The 20,658-nt window shown below is 71.8% G+C and carries 14 protein-coding genes and 1 tRNA gene; 10 read left to right on the forward strand and 5 right to left on the reverse strand.

What is annotated here, in order from left to right:
* Positions 1 to 52: 52 nt before the first annotated feature.
* Entirely contained in the window at positions 53 to 1,396 is a 1,344-nt protein-coding gene (murA, locus tag VT50_RS06375) for a UDP-N-acetylglucosamine 1-carboxyvinyltransferase (RefSeq protein ID WP_046090438.1), read from the reverse strand.
* Positions 1,397 to 1,651: 255 nt separating this feature from the next.
* Here murA and VT50_RS06380 point away from each other — a divergent pair, with 255 nt between their 5' ends.
* The 10 genes from VT50_RS06380 to VT50_RS06425 all read left to right on the forward strand — a co-directional run bounded on the left by VT50_RS06380 (position 1,652) and on the right by VT50_RS06425 (position 13,997).
* A complete protein-coding gene (locus VT50_RS06380; protein WP_046090439.1) occupies positions 1,652 to 2,239 on the forward strand; it encodes a YqgE/AlgH family protein in 588 nt (195 codons plus the stop codon).
* A gap of 21 nt (positions 2,240 to 2,260) precedes the next feature.
* Complete coding sequence (locus VT50_RS06385) at positions 2,261 to 2,548, forward strand: DUF3039 domain-containing protein (protein ID WP_075200572.1); 288 nt, start codon at positions 2,261 to 2,263, stop codon at positions 2,546 to 2,548.
* Between the two features lie 161 nt (positions 2,549 to 2,709).
* On the forward strand, positions 2,710 to 3,135 hold the full coding sequence (locus VT50_RS06390) for a recombinase family protein (RefSeq protein ID WP_046090982.1): 426 nt from the start codon (positions 2,710 to 2,712) through the stop codon (positions 3,133 to 3,135).
* Positions 3,136 to 3,346: 211 nt separating this feature from the next.
* Positions 3,347 to 4,624 (forward strand): extracellular solute-binding protein, encoded by a 1,278-nt coding sequence (locus VT50_RS06395; protein ID WP_240529061.1) that lies wholly within the window; start codon positions 3,347 to 3,349, stop codon positions 4,622 to 4,624.
* Positions 4,621 to 5,559, forward strand: coding sequence for a carbohydrate ABC transporter permease (locus tag VT50_RS06400; protein ID WP_046090980.1), 939 nt, complete (start codon positions 4,621 to 4,623; stop codon positions 5,557 to 5,559). Before VT50_RS06395 ends, VT50_RS06400 begins: the two co-directional genes overlap by 4 nt.
* Positions 5,556 to 6,425 carry a carbohydrate ABC transporter permease gene (locus VT50_RS06405; protein WP_046090979.1) on the forward strand — a complete coding sequence of 290 codons (870 nt, stop codon included), beginning with the start codon at positions 5,556 to 5,558 and terminating at the stop codon, positions 6,423 to 6,425. The genes VT50_RS06400 and VT50_RS06405 overlap by 4 nt, the downstream gene beginning before the upstream one ends.
* 147 nt (positions 6,426 to 6,572) lie before the next feature.
* Positions 6,573 to 8,228, forward strand: a complete 1,656-nt coding sequence (locus VT50_RS06410; protein ID WP_046090978.1) for a beta-N-acetylhexosaminidase — start codon at positions 6,573 to 6,575, stop codon at positions 8,226 to 8,228.
* Positions 8,229 to 8,503: 275 nt separating this feature from the next.
* Complete coding sequence (locus tag VT50_RS06415) at positions 8,504 to 9,403, forward strand: FAD binding domain-containing protein (RefSeq protein ID WP_046090977.1); 900 nt, start codon at positions 8,504 to 8,506, stop codon at positions 9,401 to 9,403.
* Positions 9,400 to 11,679, forward strand: coding sequence for a 2Fe-2S iron-sulfur cluster-binding protein (locus tag VT50_RS40925; protein WP_078841035.1), 2,280 nt, complete (start codon positions 9,400 to 9,402; stop codon positions 11,677 to 11,679). Before VT50_RS06415 ends, VT50_RS40925 begins: the two co-directional genes overlap by 4 nt.
* Positions 11,676 to 13,997 (forward strand): xanthine dehydrogenase family protein molybdopterin-binding subunit, encoded by a 2,322-nt coding sequence (locus VT50_RS06425; RefSeq protein WP_046090975.1) that lies wholly within the window; start codon positions 11,676 to 11,678, stop codon positions 13,995 to 13,997. The genes VT50_RS40925 and VT50_RS06425 overlap by 4 nt, the downstream gene beginning before the upstream one ends.
* Positions 13,998 to 14,083: 86 nt before the next feature.
* Here VT50_RS06425 and gntA read toward each other — a convergent pair whose 3' ends face one another.
* From gntA to VT50_RS06445, 4 genes are all read right to left on the reverse strand, one after another.
* The gene (gntA, locus tag VT50_RS06430; protein WP_079343774.1) at positions 14,084 to 14,776 is read right to left on the reverse strand and encodes a guanitoxin biosynthesis heme-dependent pre-guanitoxin N-hydroxylase GntA; all 693 of its coding nucleotides are present in this window, start codon (positions 14,774 to 14,776) and stop codon (positions 14,084 to 14,086) included.
* Positions 14,777 to 14,995: 219 nt separating this feature from the next.
* Entirely contained in the window at positions 14,996 to 19,006 is a 4,011-nt protein-coding gene (locus VT50_RS06435) for a non-ribosomal peptide synthetase (protein WP_206269355.1), read from the reverse strand.
* A gap of 322 nt (positions 19,007 to 19,328) precedes the next feature.
* A tRNA-Cys gene (locus VT50_RS06440) sits at positions 19,329 to 19,403 on the reverse strand.
* A 193-nt stretch (positions 19,404 to 19,596) separates the two neighbouring features.
* Positions 19,597 to 20,472, reverse strand: a complete 876-nt coding sequence (locus VT50_RS06445) for an alpha/beta fold hydrolase (RefSeq protein ID WP_046090165.1) — start codon at positions 20,470 to 20,472, stop codon at positions 19,597 to 19,599.
* Positions 20,473 to 20,658 lie beyond the last annotated feature (186 nt).

Here is a 20,658-nt window from a genome sequence, read left to right on the forward strand (position 1 = left end):
ATACGAGCCTGTACGAGGCCCAATGGAGGCTTTGTGGGGTTCCGCGGAGGCCCTACACGGCGTTGCCGCCGCCCGGGAGCTCCACTTTCGCACCCAGTTCGACCAGTTTCTCCATGAAGTTCTCGTAGCCGCGGTTGATCAGGTCGATGCCGTGGACCCGCGAGGTGCCCTGGGCGGCCAGGGCTGCGATCAGGTAGGAGAAGCCGCCGCGGAGGTCGGGGATGACCAGGTCGGAGCCCTGGAGCTTGGTGGGTCCCGAGACGACCGCGGAGTGCAGGAAGTTGCGCTGGCCGAACCGGCACGCGGAGCCGCCCAGGCATTCGCGGTAGAGCTGGATGTGCGCGCCCATCTGGTTGAGCGCCGAGGTGAAGCCCAGCCGGGACTCGTAGACCGTCTCGTGGACGATGGACAGGCCCGACGCCTGGGTCAGGGCCACCACCAGCGGCTGCTGCCAGTCGGTCTGGAAGCCGGGGTGGACGTCGGTCTCCAGGGCGATCGCGTTGAGCTTGCCGCCCGGGTGCCAGAACCGTATGCCCTCGTCGCCGATGTCGAAGGCGCCGCCGACCTTGCGGTAGGTGTTCAGGAAGGTCATCATCTCGCGCTGGCGGGCGCCGCGCACATAGATGCCACCCTCGGTGGCCAGCGCCGCGCTCGCCCAGGAGGCGGCCTCCAGACGGTCCGGGAGGGCGCGGTGGTTGTAGCCGCCGAGCTGGTCGACACCGGTGATCCGGATCGTGCGGTCGGTGTCCATGGAGATGATGGCGCCCATCTTCTGCAGTACGCAGATGAGGTCCTCGATCTCCGGCTCGACCGCCGCGTTGGAGAGTTCCGTCACACCCTCGGCGAGCACCGCCGTCAGCAGCACCTGCTCGGTGGAGCCCACCGACGGGTACGGCAGCCGGATCTTGGTGCCGCGCAGCCGGTGCGGCGCCTCCAGGTACTGGCCGTCCGCCCGCTTCTCGATCGTCGCCCCGAACTGGCGCAGCACGTCGAAGTGGAAGTCGATCGGCCGGCCGCCGATGTCACAGCCGCCCAGGCCCGGGATGAAGGCGTGGCCCAGGCGGTGCAGCAGCGGGCCGCAGAAGAGGATCGGGATCCGCGAGGAACCCGCGTGCGCGTCGATGTCGGCGACATTGGCGCTCTCCACATGGGTGGGATCGAGCACCAGCTCCCCGGGCTCGTCGCCGGGGCGCACCGTCACTCCGTGCAGCTGCAGCAGCCCGCGCACCACCCGCACATCGCGGATGTCGGGCACGTTGCGCAGCCTGCTGGGCGCGCTGCCGAGCAGGGCGGCCACCATGGCCTTCGGCACGAGGTTCTTCGCGCCGCGGACACGGATCTCGCCTTCGAGCGGGGTGCCGCCATGGACGAGCAGGACATCGTTCGAGCGGGTCATCTGGTCTCGCGTTCCTGAGACGGGCAAGGGCCAAAAGGCACTAGGGCCAAAGGCCAAGAGTAATGGCCTCGGAGACCGCCTCCGTAAGGCTCTTGCGCCCATCGCGTCGCCCCGTGGGCGACACAACACGTTCCGTTCCGGTCCAAGGGCCCACGGTCATGTGCGCCGCGTCTGCTGTCCTGCGCCCCGACCTGCTCTCATACGGGACTCGACTTCCACTCCCCCTCCGGCCCGGATATGGGGGATCATGTGGCCATGACCGAGGTGTCCTCGCTCACAGGACGGTTGCTTGTCGCGACACCGGCGCTTGCTGACCCGAATTTCGACCGCGCGGTGGTGCTGCTCCTTGACCATGACGAGGAGGGCTCGCTCGGCGTGGTCCTGAACCGTCCGACCCCGGTGGGGGTGGGCGACATCCTGGAGTCGTGGGCATCGCTGGCCGGGGAGCCGGGGGTGGTCTTCCAGGGCGGTCCGGTTTCGCTGGACTCGGCGCTGGGCGTGGCCGTCGTACCGGGCGAGTCGGGCAGGTCCCCGGCGCGCACCGAGGACGGGCCACTCGGTTGGCGCAGGGTGCACGGCGCGATCGGCCTGGTGGACCTGGAGGCGCCGCCGGAGCTGCTGGCGGCGGCCGTGGGCTCGTTGCGCATCTTCGCCGGTTACGCGGGCTGGGGGCCCGGTCAGCTGGAGGACGAGCTCGCCGAGGGCGCGTGGTACGTGGTGGAGTCCGAGCCGGGCGATGTGTCCTCGCCCGCCCCCGAGCGGCTGTGGCGGTCGGTGCTGCGCCGCCAGCGCAGTGAGCTGGCCATGGTCGCCACGTATCCGGACGACCCTTCTCTCAATTAGGCATGAGTACCCTAGGGCTGTATGAGCACTCTTGAGCCCGAGCGCGGGGCAGGCACGGGGACCCTCGTTGAGCCGACACCGCAGGTGTCGCACGGTGACGGCGACCACGAGCGCTATGCCCACTATGTACAGAAGGACAAGATCATGGAGAGCGCCCTCTCCGGATCTCCCGTCGTCGCACTCTGCGGCAAGGTCTGGGTCCCGGGCCGTGACCCGAAGAAGTACCCGGTCTGTCCCATGTGCAAGGAGATCTTCGAGGGCATGGGCGCCGGTGGCGACAAGGGCAAGGACGGCGACGGGAAGAAGTAGCCGGTCCGTCGGCCCTAGGCGCTGACGCAAAGCCTCGACGAAGAGCCCCGCGCGGACAGACGGCACGCCCGGCCCGCGACCCCGAGACGGGGTCGCGGGCCGGGCGTGCCGTGCCGTGTGCGCCCTGCCGCGCGCCGGACGGCCCCCAGTAGGGTCGGCCCATGAGCGGGCGTACGGAGAACGGGGCGGCGCGGGCCGCCTATCTGGTGTTCGGGGCGCGTGAGGTCGACGAGCCCGAAGTCGACGGGCCCGGAGCGGAAGGCGGCAGCGCCTACTGCCAGTTCGAAAAGGACTGGGACGCCCAGCTGGAGCGGTGCGGGCGGCTGGCCGCCGAGCGGGGCTACCGGCTCTCGGGCGGCTGTGTGATGTCGGTCGCCCAGCCGACCCTGCCCAGACTCCTGCAGTGGGCCGAGGACCCGGGCGCCGATGTGGTGCTGGTGGCCAGCGACCGCGTTCTGGAGCGGTTCCGGAAGACCTGGCCGGACTGGGACCGGGTGGTCGAGCGGCTGGCGGAATCGGGTGCGCGGGTAGAGGCCGTGCCGTATGTTGAACCCGCCTATCGGGGCGAGGAGTTGCCCCGTCGCTAGCGCGAAGTTCCTTTTGTCGCGACGTGGTTCGTTTCGATTTTCCACCAAGTGGTTCAGACCTCTTGTGGGGGCGCTCAAGGTTCCCTAGCCTCACGCGTATTGTGCTGAGCGAAACACGCGTTGCATTATGTGCAACGCCCTGGTGTAAGGGTTCGTTCCATTGAAGCTCCCCAAAGCCCCCGCGCTTTCACGGCGCGTCGCTGCGCCCGCTGTGGCGCTCGTTCTCGCGGGGCTGACCGCGACCGCCTGTGCCCCCTCCACGTCCGACGGTTCCTCCGGCACGGACGATAAGACCGGCACGCTGCGCATCTGGCTCTTCCAGGAGGTCAACAACAAGCCGAAGGAAAAGGTGGCCAACGAGGCAATAGCCACCTTCAAGAAGCAGCACGAGGGTGTCAAGGTCGACGTCAGCTACATCCCGGTCAACACCCGGGCGCAGAAGATGAAGGCGGCGTTCAACGACCCCAAGAGCGCGCCGGACCTGGTCGAGTTCGGGAACACCGACACGGCTGGATATGTCCAGGACGGTGGCCTCGCCGACATCAGTAAGGAGTTCGGTGCCTGGGACGAGACCCAGAACACCGACGCGACGGCCGAGTACGCGGTGACCGTCGGCGGCAAGGTGTATGGCGCACCCTTCTTCGTCGGTGTACGGGCCCTGTACTACCGCACGGACATCTTCAAGGAGCTGGGCCTCAAGCCCCCGTCCACCTTGGACGAGGTGGTTTCTTCCGCGAAGAAGGTCCGCCAGGCCCATTCGGACATGTACGGCCTCGCGGTCGGTGGCGCGGCCACCTATGCGGCGATGCCGTTCATCTGGGCCAACGGTGGCGACCTCGCCACCGAGAAGGGCAAGTTCGGCTCCAACGAGTACGACGCGGCCATCGACAGCAAGGACGCGAAGAAGGGCATCAAGTCCTATACCTCGCTCTTCGGCGACGACAACTGCCCGGCCGCCAAGTGCGCCCAGTGGGGTGGCAACGACGGGGTCGAGGCATTCGCCTCGGGCAAGGCGGGCATGGTGATCGCCGGTGACTTCAACCACCAGGCGATCGAAGCCGGCAAGGCCAAGGGCAAGTACGCGGTGATTCCGCTGCCCGGCGTCAAGGAGGGCGATGTCGCCCCGGCCTTCGCGGGCGGCAACAACCTCGGAATACTCAAGAGTACGACCCACCGTTCCCTCTCGGTGGACCTGCTCAAGACGCTGGCCGGAAAGCAGACGCAGCGCAGTCTTTTCGAGGCGATGGGCTTCCTGCCCACGTTCACCGACGTGCGGGGCGAGGTCGCCCAGAAGCAGCCGTTCGTCAAGCCGTTCGTGAAGACCCTGAACGACAGCTCCAAGTTCGTTCCGCAGTCGCCCGCCTGGTCGACCATTGACTCCCAGATGATCCTGCCCACGATGTTCCAGGAGATCGTCAGCGGTCGTAAGAGCCTGGACGACGCAGCCGGCGACGCGGCGAAGAAAATGAACGAGGCATTCCATCAGTGAGCTCCGGCACCAAAAAGCACGCTAGGCCGGCCCCGGTCAGGAAAAAGGGAGCCTGGACCCCCTGGGTCTACCTCGCTCCGGCGCTGGTCGTCCTCGCCGGTCTGCTGGTCTATCCGATCTACCAGCTCGGACTGATCTCCTTTCTGGAGTACACCCAGGCGCAGGTGAGCGGCGGAGTACCGGCCACCTTCCAGGGCTTCGCCAACTACGCCCACCTGTTCGGTGACAGCCAGTTCTGGGACGTCACCCTCGCCACCGTGGTCTTCGCGGCCGCGTGCGTGCTGTCGACCCTCGCGGTCGGCTGCACGCTCGCGGTCCTGCTGACCCGGGTACGGGCGGTGCCGCGGCTGGCCCTGATGCTCGCGGCCCTCGGCGCCTGGGCCACCCCCGGGATCACCGGCTCGACGGTCTGGGTCTTCCTCTTCGACCCCGACTTCGGGCCGGTGAACAAGATCCTGGTGTGGCTCGGGCTCTCCGGGTTCGAGGACTACTCCTGGACCTACGACCGCTACAGCGCCTTCGCGCTGGTGCTGTTCGAAGTGGTGTGGTGCTCGTTCCCGTTCGTGATGGTCACCGTCTACGCGGGTATCAAGGCCATCCCGTCCGAGGTGCTGGAGGCCGCCGCGCTCGACGGGGCCTCCAACTGGCGGATCTGGCGGGGCGTGATGGCGCCGATGCTGCGCCCCATCCTGGTCGTGGTGACCATCCAGTCGATCATCTGGGACTTCAAGGTCTTCACCCAGATCTTTGTGATGACCGACGGCGGCGGCATCGCGGGCCAGAACCTCACGCTCAACGTCTACGCCTACCAGAAGGCATTCGCGTCCTCGCAGTACAGCCTGGGCTCGGCGATCGGCGTGGTGATGCTGCTGATGCTGCTCGGCGTCACCCTGGTCTATCTGCGGCTGCTGCGACGTCAGGGAGAAGAACTGTGAGTTTCCCGCGAATATCCCTGCGAGTGCGCCGCCCCTGGCGGCTGGCGGCCGAGGCCACCGCGCTGGTGGTCGCGGCGCTCGTGGCGTTCCCGCTGTACTGGATGGTGCTCTCGGCGTTCAAGCCCGAGGGGGAGATCCAGTCCACCGAGCCCCGGCCCTGGACCGCCTCCCCCTCGCTTGACTCCTTCCGGCGGGTCTTCCAGCAGGAGGACTTCGGGCGGTACTTCCTCAACAGCCTGTACGTGGCCGTCGTGGTCGTGGTCGTCTCCGCGCTGATCGCCTTCCTGGCGGCGACCGCGGTCACCCGCTTCCGCTTCCGGTTCCGCACCACCCTGCTGATCATGTTCCTGGTGGCGCAGATGGTGCCGATCGAGGCGCTCACCATCCCGATGTTCTTCCTGATGAGGGATCTGGGACAAACGGTTCCCCAGGTGGGGCTCAACACCCTGGGCTCGCTGATGCTGCCGCACATCGCCTTCTCGCTGCCGTTCGCCATCTGGATGCTGCGCGGCTTCGTCAAGGCCGTGCCCCAGTCGCTGGAGGAAGCCGCGTACATCGACGGGGCCAGCCGTTCCCGCTTCCTGTGGCAGATCCTCTTCCCCTTGGTGCTGCCCGGACTGGTGGCGACGAGCGTGTTCTCCTTCATCGGCGCCTGGAACGACTTCCTGTTCGCCAAGTCCTTCATCATCAGCGCCACGGAGAACTCCACCCTCCCCATGGCACTGCTGGTGTTCTTCAAGGACGAGGGCAACGACTGGGGCGGCATCATGGCCGCCTCCACCGTCATGACCATTCCCGTGCTCGTCTTCTTCGTCTTCGTACAGCGCCGACTGGTTTCCGGACTCGGCGGCGCGGTGAAGGACTGACGGGGCGACGAGGACTGCCAAGGGCTCAGGACTGCCAAGGGCTACTGCCAAGGGCTGAGGACCGACGAGGACCGACGAGGACCGACAAGAGCTGACGTCGGCTGATGAGGGCCGATGTCAGCTGACGAGAGGCCGACAGGGGAGCAGATGACTCACGACGCCGCGGGGCTGATCCCCGCGCCCCGCCACGACCAGAGCCGTCCCGGCCGCGCGGGCGCGCGGATCCACCCGCGGCACACCGCCCTGGCCGCCGGGCCCGGCACCGAGGGGGTGGCGCGGCTGCTGCGCACCACCCTCGGCCAGGCGCTCGGCCTGTCCCTGCCGGACGGCGAGCCCGGCGGCGACGACACCATCAGCCTGCGGATCGACGCCGCGCTTGAGCCCGAGGGCTATCGGCTCACCGTGGCCGACGGCCGGGTGGAGATCGCGGGCGGCACCGCCGCGGGCGTCCACTGGGGCACCCAGACCCTCCGTCAGCTGCTGGGCCCCGACGCCTTCCGCCGGGCCCCGCTCAGGGCCGCGGAGACCGGCTGGGAGCTGGCGGAGCGGACGGTCGAGGACGCGCCGCGGTTCGCCTGGCGCGGGCTGATGCTGGACGTGGCCCGCCACTTCATGCCCAAGGACGGCGTCCTGGCCTATCTGGACCTGCTCGCCGCCCACAAGCTCAATGTGTTCCACTTCCACCTCACCGACGACCAGGGCTGGCGGATCGAGATCCGCCGCTACCCGAAGCTGACCGAGGTCGGCGGCTGGCGCGAGCGCACCAAGCTGGGCCACCGGGCGTCCCCGCTGTGGGACGAGCGGCCGCACGGCGGCCACTACACCCAGGACGACATCCGCGAGATCGTCGCCTACGCCGCCGAGCGGCACATCACCGTCGTGCCCGAGATCGACATCCCCGGGCACTCGCAGGCCGCCATCGCCTCCTACCCGGAGCTGGGCAACACCGACGTCGTGGACACCGCCGCCCTCGGCGTCCTGGACACCTGGCGCATCAACCCCAACGTGCTGTCCCCGGCCGAGTCCACCCTGCGCTTCTACGAACACGTACTGGAGGAGGTGCTCGACCTCTTCCCCGGCACCTTCGTCCACATCGGCGGCGACGAGGTCCCCAAGGACCAGTGGAAGGAATCCCCCGCCGCGCAGGAGCGCATCCGTGAACTGGGCCTCGCCGACGAGGACGAGTTGCAGAGCTGGTTCATCCGCCACTTCGGCAACTGGCTCGCCGAGCGCGGCCGCAGGCTGATCGGCTGGGACGAGATCCTGGAGGGCGGCGCGCCCGACGCCCCGCTGCCCGAGGGCGCCGCGGTCTCCTCCTGGCGCGGTTACGCGGGCGGGGTCGCCGCCGCGCGGGCCGGGCACGACGTCGTGATGTGCCCCGAGCAACAGGTCTACCTCGACCACCGGCAGGCCGGGGGCGACGACGAGCCGGTACCCCTCGGCTGGGTGCGCACGCTGGCGGACGTCTACCGCTTCGAACCGGTTCCGCCGCAGCTCACCGGCGCCGACGCGGACCGGGTGCTGGGCGCCCAGGCCAATGTCTGGACCGAGGTGATGGAGGACCGCAGGCGGGTGGACTACCAGGTCTTCCCCCGGCTCGCCGCCTTCGCCGAGGTCGTCTGGTCGGCGCTGCCGCCCTCTGACAAACGGGACTTCGAGGCGTTCGAGGGGCGCATGGAGGCACATTACGCGCGCCTGGACGCGCTCGGCGTGAGCTACCGCCCGCCCGCCGGGCCACATCCCTGGCAGCGGCGCCCCGGCCTTCTCGGACGCCCGCGCGAGGGGGCGCCCCCGATCGTGTGAGCCGCCCGCAAGGTGCGCACCGCGCTCCGCCGCCCCTGGGAGCGTAGTCCCACCGGCGCAAGCCCAAATCGCACAAGGGTCCCTGAAACGTGGCAATCCACTCCTGGCGGAGACGCCGTAAGAAACCCGTACCATCCCCCAGGTCAGGGACGGATCCACGGATCACGGACCCCCGCGACGGCGGGCTCGCAAGATGTGCCAGAGTTGCCACGTCCGGGCTGTCAGCACGTACCGTACGGCGCAACAGCCGGGACACCGGGGAAGGGGCAGCTGGGTTGACCACGCACGCACCGCAGGCGGCGCACACGGTGACGTTGCCGAGCACGCTCGACGAGGCCGTGGCGGCACTGGCCGCCATGCCCGCCGCCGTGCCCGTGGCGGGCGGTACCGATCTGATGGCCGCGGTCAACTCCGGCCTGCTGCGGCCCGCCGCGCTCGTCGGCCTCGGCCGGATCAGCGAAATCCGCGGCTGGCGCTACCTGGACGGGCACGCCCTCCTCGGCGCCGGACTCACCCACGCCCGGATGGGCCGCCCCGACTTCGCCGCGCTGATCCCGGCGCTGGCCGCGGCCGCGCGCGCCGCCGGGCCCCCGCAGATCCGCAACGCCGGCACCCTGGGCGGCAACATCGTCACCGCCGCCCCCACCGGCGACGCGCTGCCGGTGCTCGCCGCGCTGGAAGCCACGGTGATCATTGCCGGGCCGGAGGGGGCCCGCCGCGAGATCCCGGTCAGCCATCTGCTCGCCGGGGTCGATCTGCTGCGCCCCGGTGAACTCGTCGGATTCGTTCGGGTTCCGCTGCTGCACGCCCCGCAGACCTTCCTGAAGGCCACCGGGCGCACCGGACCCGGCCGGGCCACCGCCTCCGTCGCCCTCGTCCTCGACCCCGCGCGGCGCGGGGTGCGCTGTGCCGTCGGCGCGGTCGCGCCGATGCCGCTGCGCCCCCTGGAGGCCGAGCGCTGGGTCGCCTCGCTCATCGACTGGGACGGCGACCGCGGCCATCTGGACCCGCAGGTCACGACCGCTTTCGGCGAGTACGTCGCCGCCGCGTGCATCCCCGATCCGCTGCCCCCGCAGGACGGGGGCGAGCCGGTCCCCCTGCCGCCTGCCGCGATCCATCTGAGGCGTACCGTGGCAGCCCTGGCCCGCCGAGCACTGGGGAGGGCACTCGCGTGAGTGATGAACAGCAGCCGCACCGGCCGGAGCCGGGGAGCGGGTGGCAGCCGATGCCGCACGGCCCGGAGTACGACGCCGAGTCGACGGCCTTCGTCCAACTGCCGCCCGACTACGCCCACCCGGACCCCGCCGACCCCTCCGGCCGTTGGGACCCGCTCGCGGCGCCCGGCACGGGCTACGCGCCCCCGCCCATGGACACCGGGCACGGTGACCCGTCCCAGGGCGGCCACTGGCAGCCGTCGGGACATGGCCAGGGCGCGCCCCACGACCAGGGCATGACCGGGCACTGGACCACCGCCGAGACCGATGGTGGCTACCTCTACGGCGGCCATCACGATCCCCCTTACGGCTCCGGTCAGTGGCCGGTGTCCGCCGAGGACCAGCAGGGCCACCATTCGCCGCACACCGGCCACTGGTCGGTTCCGGCGGCCGAGGAGCCGGTGGACGACTGGCCGGTGCCCGCCCCGTCCGGGGACGGCACCGGCGGGCCCGTGCACACCAGCCAGTGGACCATCCCGGTCGCGGGTGACGAGGGGATGGACGAGACCGGTGAGTACCGCGTCGACGACCACCCCGGCCCGGCCGTCCCTCCGTACGGCGGCCACCCGGACGGCCCCCAGGACCCGCAGACGACGGCCCAGTTGCGGATGCCCTTCGCCGGGCAGGCGCAGCCCCGGCAGCAGCCGCATCAGCCGCAGCCGCCCCATCAGGCCCGGCCCGGACAGCCCCAGCCCGGGCAGCAGCAGGGGCACTCCGGCCACTCCGGTCCGTCCGGCCAGTCCGGCCAGTGGTCGGTTCCGGTCGCCGACGAGGGCACGGAGGAGTCCGGGGAGTACGCGGTCGAGGGCCACCCGGGCCCGGCCGCGTCCGCACCGCCGGCCGGGCCCATGCCGCCGCCCGCCCGCCGTCGGCTGCGCATGCCCGACCGCGATGAACCGGCCCCCGCCGCGGACCCGGCGTGGCCGGGCCCCTCCGGCGGGGACTCTGGCGAGTTCGCGACCGAGGGACACCAGGGGCTGCACACCCCGCCCCGTGGCACGCCCCCGCACGGCGCCCCGCCGCACGGCGGCCGCGCGCCAGGGCGGCCCGCCGCCGACGACCCCGGCTGGCGGCCGGGCGATCCGGCCGCCGATGACTCCGGCGAGTACCCGGTCGACGGTCAGCACACCGGGCGCCAGACCCCGCCGCACGGCAGTCCGGCGCCCGAGCTGCCCCAGGAGGTGCCCTGGCACGGCGCGTTCGCGGACGACCGGCTGTCGGGCGCCCCCTTCGCGGGGGACGCCCATGGGCACGCCCCGCACCCCGGCCCCGAGGACGGCGCGGGCCACACCGGCGCGCCCGAGGCGGTGCCGGGCGCCCCCGACCCCGCACCGGGCGCCGCGGCCCCCGCCGAGGCGGTGCCGGACGACGCCGGGCCCGGGCTCACCGGCCCCGCGGCCGGGCCCGAAGGCCCCGCGGCCCGGCCCGAACCGGCCGCCGCGGAGGGCGAGTTCAGCGATTCCCCCGCGGACTCCCCTTCGGACGCCACTGACGCCGCCGGGGTGCCCGCCCCGGCCGGGACCCCCGCGGACGCCCCCGAGGCCGCTGACACCCCCGTCGAGCCCCTTGCGGAGCCCCTGCTCGCCGAGGCCGCCCCGGCCGCGGACGAGGGGCCGAGCCACAGCGAGCATCCGCTCGCCTCGTACGTGCTGCACGTCAACGGCGCCGACCGCCCCGTCACCGACGTCTGGATCGGCGAGTCGCTGCTCTACGTCCTGCGCGAGCGCCTTGGCCTCGCCGGGGCCAAGGACGGCTGCTCCCAGGGCGAGTGCGGGGCCTGCTCGGTCCAGGTCGACGGACGGCTCGTCGCCTCCTGCCTGGTGCCCGCCGCCACCGCGGCGGGCAGCGAGGTCCGCACCGTCGAGGGCCTTGCCACCGGCGGACGGCCCTCCGACGTCCAGCGCGCGCTCGCCCAGTGCGGGGCCGTGCAGTGCGGCTTCTGCGTGCCCGGGCTCGCGATGACCGTGCACGATCTCCTCGAGGGCAACCACGCCCCGACCGACCAGGAGACCCGCCGGGCGATCGCCGGCAACCTCTGCCGCTGCTCCGGCTACCGCGGGGTCCTCGACGCCGTCCGCGAGGTCGTCGCGGGCCGTGAGGCGGACGAGGAGGAGGCCGGGCCGGACGAGGGGCACGACGCCCAGGACCCGGCCCGCATCCCGCACCAGACGGGACCGCACGGGATCACCGGCAACGGGAGCGTCAACGGAAGCGGCAGCGGAAGGGCATCGGCATGACCGGAATCGCGGACGGCGCGGGCGCCGTCACCGCCACCCCCGCCGCCGGCACGCCCCTCAAGACCCCGTCCGCCACGGGCCTCGGTGTGTCCCTGCCGCCCACCGACTCGGCCGCCAAGACCTCGGGCACCTTCCCGTACGCGGCCGACCTGTGGGCCGAGGGGCTGCTGTGGGCCGCCGTGCTGCGCGCCCCCCACCCACACGCCCGCATCGTCTCCATCGACACCAAGCAGGCCGTCGAGATGCCCGGCGTACGGGCCGTGGTGACCCACACCGACGTGCCCGGCGACGCCTCCCACGGCCGCCGGGTCGCCGACCGTCCGGTCTTCGCCAAGGACCTGGTGCGCCACCACGGCGAGCCCATCGCCGCGGTCGCCGCCGACCACCCCGACACGGCGCGGCTGGCCGCCGCCGCCATCGCCGTCGAGTACGAGGTGCTGGAGCCGGTCACCGACCCAGAGCAGGCGTTCTCCGCCGAGCCGCTGCACCCGGACGGCAATCTGGTCCGCCACATCCCGCTGTCCTTCGGCGACCCGGAGGCGGTCGGCGAGGTCATCGTCGAGGGGCTGTACCGCATCGGCCGCCAGGACCCGGCGCCCATCGGCGCCGAGGCGGGGCTGGCCGTGCCGCGCCCCGACGGCGGCGTGGAGATCTACACCGCCTCCACCGATCCGCACGCCGACCGCGACCTGGCCGCCGCCTGCTTCGGCCTGGAGCCGGAGCGGGTGAAGGTCGTCGTCACCGGCGTCCCCGGCGCCATGGGCGAGCGCGAGGACCCGGGGATGCAACTGCCGCTCGGGCTGCTGGCGCTGCGCACCGGCCATCCGGTGAAGCTGGCCGCGACCCGTGAGGAATCCTTCCTCGGCCACCCCCACCGCCACCCCACCCTGCTGCGCTACCGCCACCACGCGGACTCCCAGGGCAAGCTGGTCAAGGTCGAGGCGCAGATCCTGCTGGACGCGGGCGCCTACGCCGACTCCTCCTCGGACACCCTCGCCGCCGCGGTCTCCTTCGCCTGCGGCCCCTATGTCGTTCCGCACGCCTTCATCGAGGGCTGGGCGGTGCGCACCAACAACCCGCCCTCCGGCCATGTGCGCGGCGAGGGCGCGATGCAGGTGTGCGCCGCGTACGAGGGCCAGATGGACAAGCTGGCGGCCAAGCTGGGCCTGGACCCCGTCGAGCTCCGCCTGCGCAACGTGATGGCCACCGGCGATCTGCTGCCCACCGGGCAGACCGTCACCTGCCCGGCCCCGGTCGCCGAACTGCTGCAGGCCGTAAGGGACGCACCGCTGCCCACCCTCCCCAAGGACGACCCCGAGGAGGAGTGGCTGCTGCCGGGCGGCCTGGAGGGCGCGGGCGAACCGGCCGCGGTGCGGCGCGGGGTCGGCTACGCCCTGGGCATGGTCCACATGCTCGGCGCCGAGGGGACCGACGAGGTCTCCACCGCCACCGTCAAGGTCACCGGGCCGGTGGCCACCGTCATCTGCGCGGCGGTCGAGACCGGCCAGGGCTTCACCACCCTGGCCCGCCAGATCGTCCAGGACGTCCTCGGCATCGAGGAGGTCCATGTGGCGCCCATCGACACCGACCAGCCCCCGGCCGGGCCCGCCTCGCGCGGCCGCCACACCTGGGTCTCGGGCGGTGCGGTCGAACGCGCCGCGAAGATGGTCCGCACCCAGCTGCTGCAGCCCCTGGCGCACACCTTCGGCATGTCCACCGAACTGCTCAGCATCGCCGACGGCAAGATCACCTCGTATGACGGGGTGCTCAGCACGACCGTCGAGGAGGCCCTGGAGGGCAAGGAGCTGTGGGCCACCGCGCAGTGCCGGCCGCACCCCACCGAGCCGCTGGACGAGACCGGTCAGGGTGACGCCTTCGTCGGGCTCGCCTACTGCGCGGTGCGCGCCGTGGTGGACGTCGACATCGAGATCGGCGCGGTACGGGTCGTCGACATGACGGTGGCCCAGGACGTCGGCCGGGTCCTCAACCCGCGTCAGCTCAAGACCCGTATCGAGGCGGGCGTCGCCCAGGGCATCGGCGCGGCCCTCACCGAGAACCTGCGCACCTCACGCGGTGTGGTCCGGCACCCGGACCTGACCGGCTACGCCCTGCCGACCGCCCTGGACATCCCCGACGTCCGCATCGTCAAGCTGGTCGAGGAGCGGGACGTGGTGGCCCCCTTCGGCGCCAAGGCGGCCAGCGCGGTGCCGGTGGTCACGACCCCGGCGGCGGTGGCGTCAGCGGTCCGCGCGGCCACCGGCCGCCCGGTCAACCGCCTCCCGATCCGCCCCCAGGCAGCGGTCGTCAACCGGGGCTAGGACACTCCCGGGAGCAGTCGCGTCTCAGCGCCGATCCCGCTGTCACCGGCAGGCGTTCGAACGCCCGCCGGTGACAGACGTCGCACTCAGGCCGGGGGCGGGCCCGTCAGGGCGGGTTCGCGCTCGGCCTCGCGGGCGGCGAAGGGGCACTGCCAGTCCGCGGGCTTCGGGCGGCCGGAGTAGCGGCGGGCCTCGGAGAGCTCCTCGTACTCGAGCAGGTTGGGGTTGATGTCGCCCTGGAGCTGGATGTCCTGCTTGCGGATCTTCTCCGCGAGCCGGTCCCACATCTTGGCGCCCTTGATGCGGTTGAACTGCTCATGCGAGTTGAAGGCCAGCATCGGGAAGGGAGGGCGGCGGCCCCAGCGGCGGTGGGTCTCGTGCAGACCTATGACGAAGAAGGGGTGACCGGCGACGCTGTAGGCGAACTCCCTGGCCTGCGGATCGGATGAGCAGCCCTCGGCCCAGCGATAGGACCGGGAGTCCTGTTCGTGGAGCAGCTGGAGCTGTTCCCACAGCAGCTCCTCGAACCGCAGCTCATCCACCCCGCGCGGCTGCTCGAAGGTCGCGATGAAGCTTGTGAACGACCGGTGGCTCCAGTCGGCCGCGGTCACGAAATCCGCGAGATCGAGCGCCATCAGCCGGGCCGAATCGCCCGATCCCATCAGGTCGTAGTGACGATGGGTGATGCCGCCCTTGCGCCAGGCGGACCGTCCCGCCAGGCAGGCGAACCGATCCCCCAGGATGAACCGCTCCACCTCGTCCGTTGCGTCCACCGTCATGGCCAGCCTTCCTTCCAACTACGTGCCTCCTCGCTGGGAGCTCATCTCCTTCTGCACATGAAGGCGCCCACCCTGTTCACCTGCCTGGGAGAGCAGGAGAACGAGATGGGACGCCTGGCTGAATTGTGGTTGGTGAGGGCCCGATCGGCGAAATCCGGGTCGGGGCGGGGGCCGCCCTCCAGGGAGCGGCCCCCGCCCGGAACCCCGCGCCCCGGCCCCTCAGCCCCTGGCGCGGTCCAGCGCCGCCGCCACCGCCGGGCCGATCCGGTCCAGGGACTCCTCCCGCATCATCCGGTAGTGGTGATCGGGGACGCCGTGCACCACCAGGGCGCCGTCCACGAAGGAGAGCCAGGCGTCCGCCACGTGCAGCGGATCGCGCCGGTAGCCGGGGATCTCCCGTACGGCGCGGAACAGCAGCATGTCGCCCTGGAACCGCTCGGGTGCGAACTTCCGCATCAGCTCCTGGTCGTTGAGCAGGATGTCGAGCAGCGGGAAGCTGGTCTCGCCCTCCAGCAGCCGGGGCGGCAGCCCGGTCTCCCGGCAGAGGTCGGCCACCAGGTCGGCGGTGCCGTCCGCCCCGTCGGGGTGCGCCTCCAGCCAGCCCGGGGCGAAGATGTCACCGCCGCCGATGTCGTCGAGCAGCACCCCGAGCCACTGGCGCTTGCTGAGCTCGGGCGCATCGGGCAGGGCCTGGGCGTTGTCGGGGTAGGCGTCGACCACGGCCAGCGTGGCGACCTCCTCGCCCCGCTCCTGGAGCCGGGTGGCCATGGCGTGGGCGATCAGCCCGCCGAAGGACCAGCCGAGCAGGTGGTACGGACCGGTCGGCTGGACGGTCCGGATCTGCTCCAGGTAGTCGGCGGCCATCTCCTCGACGCTCGCCGGGAGGACGTCCGGTTTGGTGAGACCGCGCGCCTGGAGGGCGTACACCGGCTGGTCCGGGGCGAGATGGCGGAGCAGCCCGGCGTACGACCAGCCGAGACCCCCGCCGGGGTGGACGCAGAACAGCGGCGGGCGCGCCCCCTCGCCGCGCAGCGGCAGCAGGATGTCCAGCGGCTGCTGTCCATGGGCCGGGGCAGGTCCCGCGCCGTCCAGGCGGGCCACCAGCCGGGCCACGGTCGGCGCCTCGAAGAGGTCGCGCATCGACAGCTCGGCGGCCAGCGCGGAGCGGGCCTGGCTGGCCAGCTTGGAGGCGAGCAGCGAGTGGCCGCCGAGCAGGAAGAAGTCGTCGTCGATGGTGACGCCGTCGACGCCCAGGACCTCGCCGAAGAGCGCGCACAGCGTCTCCTCGCGCGGGGTGCGGGGCGCCCGCCCGCCCGTGGTGGCCTCGAAGGAGGGCGCGGGCAGCTCGGCGCGGTTCAGCTTGCCGTTGGCGTCCAGGGGGAGGGCGTCGAGGACCACGAACGCGCTGGGCACCATGTGCTCGGGCAACACCTCGCCCAGCGCCTCGCGGACCGCGGCGGTGTCCGGCGGGTTGTCCCCGGCGGCCGTCACATAGCCGATCAGCCGCTGGTCGCCCGGCCGGTCGGCGCGGACCGCCGCGGCGGCCCCGGCCACCCGGGGGAGCGCCCGCAGCGCCGCCTCGACCTCGCCCAGCTCGACACGGAAGCCGCGCAGCTGGACCTGGCCGTCGGTGCGGCCCACGTACTCGACATCGCCGTCCGGCCGCAGCCGGGCCAGGTCGCCGGTGCGGTACATCCGGGTGCCGGGCGGGCCGTAGGGGTCGGCGACGAAGCGCTCGGCGGTCAGGGCGGCCCGGTTGAGATAGCCGCGGGCCAGCTGCGCCCCGGACACGTACAGCTCACCGGTGACCCCCGCCGGGCAGGGCTTCAGCGCGGTGTCCAGGACGTACATCCGGGTGTTCCACACCGGCCGGCCGATCGGCACCGGGCCCTCGCCGCCGGCCGCGGAGGGGTGGTGGGCGATCTGGATGGTGGTCTCGGTGGGCCCGTAGAGGTTGTTCAGCGGCACACCGGGGAACCGCTCGTGGAACCGCTCGGCGGTCTCGCGCGGCAGCGCCTCACCGCCGCTTGAGGCCCGCCGCAGGACGCCCGCGCACGCGTCGGCCGCGCCCGGCTCGGCGAGGAACGCCTGGAGCATGGACGGGACGAACTGGAGCGCGGTGATGCCCTCCTCGCGCACCGTGCGCGCCAGGTAGGCCGGGTCCTTGTGGCCGCCGGGCCTGGCCACCACCAGGGTGGCACCGCTGAGCAGCGGCCAGAAGAACTCGCAGACGGAGGCATCGAATCCGGCCGGGGTCTTCTGGAGCATCCGGTCCCCGGGGGCGAGGCCGTACGCGCCCTGCAGCCACTCCATGCTGTTGGTCACGGCCCGGTGGGGCACCAGGACGCCCTTGGGGCGGCCGGTGGAGCCCGAGGTGTAGATGATGTACGCGGGGTGCTCGGGGTCGATCGCCACCGCCGGGGCGGAATCCCCCGCGGCGTCACCGGTGCCGGTGAGGTCCACGACGTCGAGCAGCAGCCGCCCCACACCACTTCGCGCGGGCAGCGCCCCGGCGCTGTCGGCCCGGGTGACCACGAGGGCGGGGGCCGCGTCGCCGAGCACGTACGCCAGCCGCTCGGCCGGGTAGTCCAGGTCCAGGGGCAGATACGCGGCCCCCGTCTTCAGCGCCGCGACCAGCGCGATGACCAGGTCCGCGGAGCGGGGCAGGGCCACGCCGACGGTGCGCTCGGGCCCGGCGCCGCGCGCGATGAGCACCCGGGCCAGCCGGTTCGCCGCCCGGTCAAGCTCCGCGTAGCTGAGCACGGTGTCATCGCAGACCAGGGCCTGGGCGTCGGGGGTACGGGCGGCCTGGGCGGCCAGCAGCTCCGGGAGGGTGGCGCCGGAGGTGGGGTGCGCCGTGTCGCCCGGCGCGCCCAGCACCCGTCGGCGCTCCTCGGCCGACAGCAGCTCCAGCGAGCCGACGGTGCGCTGCATGTCGGAGGTGTCGGAGAGGGTGCGCAGCAGGCCGAGATAGCGCTCCCGGTGGGCGATGAGGGCGTCCTCGGTGTAGAGGTTGGAGTTGGCGTTGAGGTCGATCCGGACACCGGTGCCGTCGGACCGGTCGTACCCCATGATCGAAAGGTCCTCGACGGTGCCGTTGGAGAGGTTGTGCCCCCTGACCCGGTGCCCGGCGAAGTGGAAGTCGTAGTCGTACGTCATGATGTTGACGTGCGGGCCGAGCAATCCGTTTCCGCCGTCCGGGAGTCGCAGATCCCGGGCCAGGTCGATACGGCGGTAGCGCTGATGCCGAAGGGCCTGCCTGACTTCCCGTGAGATCTGCCGGACCAGCTCCCGTATTCGCATATCGGCGCGCACTTGGATGCGCAGCGGCACCACATTGGCAAACATCCCGGGAATGGAACGGGAAGTGGCGTCGGTGCGGCCGGATACCGGCAGCGTCAGAATGATGTCCGATTTACCGGTCAATCGGTGCAGATACAGCGCGGTCGCCGCGATGATCATAGCGGACCAGTGGGTGGCGTATTTACGCGCGGCGGCCCGCAGCTCGACCGCCTCGTCCTCGGTCAGGTACGCGGTCTGCCGGAGGACGGTGGAAAGTTCCCTGGTCGGGTGGGTGGAAAGCCGCGCCGGGCGCGGCGAATCACCGAAGTGTTCCAGCCAGTAGGCGCGGTCCTTGGCGAAATCCGGGGAGGCCCGGTATTCCGCGTCCTGGTCGAGCATCGCCCGCAGGGAGCCGAAGACCGTTTCCCCCTCGGCCGGGTCGGTCCCCTCGGTGAGCGCGGTGTACACCTCGGCGGTCCGACGGCCCAGCAGGGCGGCCGAACCGGCGTCCGAGACGATGTGGTGGGTGCCCTGGTACCAGAGGAAGCGCTCGGCCTCCACCTGCAGCAGGGCGAAGGAGAACGCCGGGTGGTCGCCCAGCTTGAGTGCCCCCGTGGCCAGGTCGTTCTTCATCCACCGCTCGGCCGCGGCCCACGGGTCGTCCTCGACGGTGAGGTCCAGCTTCGGGAGCTCCCAGTCGGTCACCGGGTCCAGGATCTGCCAGGGCTCCCCGTCGTCCTCGCCGACCCGGATGTTGTAGGGCTCGGCCTCGGCCACGGCTCTGCGCAGGGCCCGTTCGAAAAGCTCGGTGTCTATCGGTCCTTGTATCTCCAGGTACTCGCCGACCCGGAAGGTGGTGCTCTCCGGCGGCTCCAGCTGCTCTATGAACCAGATTTCACTCTGGCCGGTCGAGAGCGGCTGACGGGCGGCCGGTATGGCGGGCTGCACATTTCCCCCACTGAGAATGGGACCACGGTCGAAAATGTGCCTGCCGACCGGGAGTAGTTTTCCGCACGGCCGCAGGCACTTCATGCGAGCCTATGAGACGGAATTGCACTCAGTGCGGGGGTCAAGAGACCGTTCGGTGGCGAGACTGTGAAAATCGCCGGGGTCCTAGGTGTTTACCTGGGGTAGCCGCGATGCGGGAACGAACGGCAGGGGCGTGTGCATGAGCATGCGCCTTGCGGGCGCATGTGTCCAGAGGATGTCGGGAGTTCACCGAGAGGCAACCCAAAGCGCGGACGCCGGGTGAGGCGCCCGCGCCGGGGTGTGGAGGCCGTGGCGGGAATCGAACCCACGTAACTCGATTTGCAGTCGAGCCCCTCAACCACTCGGGCACACGGCCGTGTCGTGCTGTGTTCTCGACGATAGGTCGGGGTCGGGGCGGGCACAACGGAGGGGCGGGGGCCGCCATACGACTGACACATTCCGTTTACGGCCGCCGTTGAGGCCTTGAGGTGCACGCCCTGGCCGCGGGGCGTGCCTCCGCGGCCGGGCGTCCTGGGCGGCTATGTGGTGGGTTCAGCGGTGGGGCGGGTTCAGTGGGTGGGACGCTGGGCCAGGAAGTCCTCGACCACCTGGCGGAAGAGGTCCGGCTCGTCGACCCATGGATAGTGGCCGACCCCGGGGAGGGGGCGCGCCTGGCCGTCCGGGAAGGACTCGGCCACCAGTTCCCCGGCCCGCATCCCGGTCACCGCGTCCCGGTCGCCGGTGATGGCCAGCACCGGGCACGGCACCTCGTGCAGCCGGGTCAGCACCGCGCGCCGCCCCGCCTCGTCGACGCCCTGCCAGAAGCCCGCCCGTGCCACCGGCCCCAGCTGCTCGCCCTCGCTCTCGGCGTGCGCCCGCTGGGGCTCCTCCCAGCGGCCGTACGCCATGGGGGCGGCCTGGAGCAGCAGCCTGCGCGTTTCGGCGAGGTCGGTGGTGTCGGGCAGCAGCCGCACCGCCGTGTACGCGTCCCTCCACCAGGGCTCGTCGGCGCGGGACTCGAAGATCTCCCGGGCGTCCTCAGGGAGTTCACCCTGGAGCCGTGCGCCCGGGCTGACCAGGATCAGGCGGCTCAGCCGCTCGGGGTGGGCGGCCGCATACGCCTGGGCGGTGGCGGCGGCCGCGTCATGGGCGAGCAGCGGGAAGCGGGCGAGGTCCAGATGGTGGCGAAGCGCCTCCAGGTCCTCCGCGAGCCCGGGGAAGGCGTAGCCGATGGGGTCGGCGGCCGGAGGGGAGTCCCCGGTGCCGCGGCCGTCGGGGATGAGGAGGGTGTGATGGGCGTCCAGCCCGCCGAGGTCGCCCAGATACGCGGCGTCCCGCCCCGGCCCGCCCGCCAGGCAGATCAGCGGTGGCCCCGCCGAGCCGTCCCGGGCCTCCAGGACGCGGTAGGCCAGCTCGGTTCCGTCGTACGAGGTGTAGTGCGGCATGGGGCCAGCTTGCCCCAGGTTTGTCATCTTGACCGTGCTTGGGTGGATGTCCCGGGTGTCCCGGGTGTCCCGGGTGTCCTGGACGCTCCGGGCGTTCCGGCCGTCCCGGGCGTTCCGGCCGTCCCGGGTGTTCCGGGTGTCCCGGGTGTTCTCGCGCATCGGGTGTGGCGCCCGGCCGTATGCGTC

Origin of the sequence: Streptomyces antioxidans (genome assembly GCF_000968685.2) — a bacterium.
In the GTDB taxonomy this organism is placed as follows: Bacteria; Actinomycetota; Actinomycetes; order Streptomycetales; family Streptomycetaceae; genus Streptomyces; species Streptomyces antioxidans.